Origin of the sequence: Halovenus aranensis (assembly GCF_900100385.1) — an archaeon.
Taxonomy (GTDB): domain Archaea; phylum Halobacteriota; class Halobacteria; order Halobacteriales; family Haloarculaceae; genus Halovenus; species Halovenus aranensis.
In genome coordinates this window covers 1-1,330 of sequence record NZ_FNFC01000052.1, presented here as the reverse complement: position 1 = coordinate 1,330, position 1,330 = coordinate 1, and the positions used below count along the sequence as shown (strand labels likewise).

The window sequence follows — 1,330 nt, the reverse complement described above, 5'->3', positions numbered from 1 at the left end:
AACGAGGTCGAGCAAAGCGACGCCCATAATCGCCTTCTCGACCTCATCTTCTCAAACTCGTTACGGAGTGATCCTGTCGCAGTCTTCCATTTTCAATAGAGCACTGTGAACAATTGCTCAAACGGAATCTCATTCTGCTCGTTTATCCGGAGCCCTGACTGCTCCTCTAACGCCTTCTCTATGTTCTTCTTGAACTCGCCGGCGTCAATATCCATACACGCATTTACACTGACTTCGTTCAAATAACTAAACAATTCTACTTACCGATTTAGCCGCCCCGATTTCACTACTCATCCCGAATAAAGAAGCCTAGATAGCAACTACTGGTAGCGTTGTTCGTCCCCCGAGAGGGGTGCGGGGCGATCCAGTCGCGGTCGCCCCGTGAGGTGATTGCTCGATGGGACACCGCGCACTCGTTGCGTACGAACGCACGGACGGACAGTACACGCTCCACTACAGCCATTGGGGCGCAGCAAACCTGAAGCTCAAGCACCGAATCTCGGCTGAGTCGCCGTCCGGTGGCGACGACACCGACTCCAAATGGGCGAAACAACTCCTCGCAGAGCTTGCAGATGGCCTCGAGGCAGATGCCGTCGACGGCTACCTCGGTGGCGAGGATCGACCGTCGACGGTCGTCGAGCCGAAGCCCCGCGCCACCGGGCTCACTCTCGACGAGATTGTCGCTGACCATCTCGACTACCTCCACCACGAGGCGTTCTTCGTGGTGTCGACGATGTTCGAGGTGACCGCCTATCGGACGCTGTGGTTCGGGCTGCAGTACGACTCGGAGACAGTCGAACAGGGAGAGACGGTCGGGAACGGCGCGCTCGCGACGGTGCGCTGGTACGACGGCGAGCCGGTCGGCGACGGCCACCTGCAGGGCAGTTCGCGGCTCTCAAAGACGTCGTCGGCGACATGATCGATAAGGGTGTCTTCACGCCGTCGACGGCGAGACAGTACCTGAAACGGAAGCTCGCCGAGCGGGTCGGAGACCGACAGGAGCTGCTCATTCCGAACGGGGATCACCCTTTGAAATGGCGAATATCAGCCAATCATAGGTAATTTGTTACGAATCAGAGCAGGTGTTCTGCACCTTTTCAATGTTGGCCAGATGTTCAAAATGTCTATAACCAGATCATCAAAAGGAGCCTCCTCACTTATGATTTGACAGGAGCCACTGCTATTCGCTATACTCTGCTGGGTCAAGTCGGCCATCTAGACACATTTTCCCATCTTCAGTCGATCACATCGGGTTAGAGGAAGTGTCTGCTTTGGGAGGATGTGCAACAACCCGAAGCAGACAGCGAAATAGAGGAAGAGCACCTGCTTA

Annotated in this window: 1 protein-coding gene and 1 pseudogene; one reads left to right on the top strand and one right to left on the bottom strand. The window is 55.6% G+C overall.

Going from position 1 to position 1,330, the window contains the following annotated elements; all coding sequences use genetic code 11:
• Nucleotides 1-92: 92 nt before the first annotated feature.
• Nucleotides 93-215 (bottom strand): hypothetical protein, encoded by a 123-nt coding sequence (locus tag BLR34_RS17560; RefSeq protein ID WP_281240916.1) that lies wholly within the window; start codon nucleotides 213-215, stop codon nucleotides 93-95.
• A 182-nt stretch (nucleotides 216-397) separates the two neighbouring features.
• Between BLR34_RS17560 and BLR34_RS16545 the strand changes: the two are divergent.
• Nucleotides 398-1,062: pseudogene (locus tag BLR34_RS16545) on the top strand (DUF6735 family protein).
• Nucleotides 1,063-1,330: the final 268 nt, after the last annotated feature.

What these genes read in the sequence shown, in the direction of transcription:
- BLR34_RS17560 (WP_281240916.1), bottom strand. Translation starts at nt 215, where the DNA reads ATGGATATTGACGCCGGCGAGTTCAAGAAGAACATAGAGAAGGCGTTA.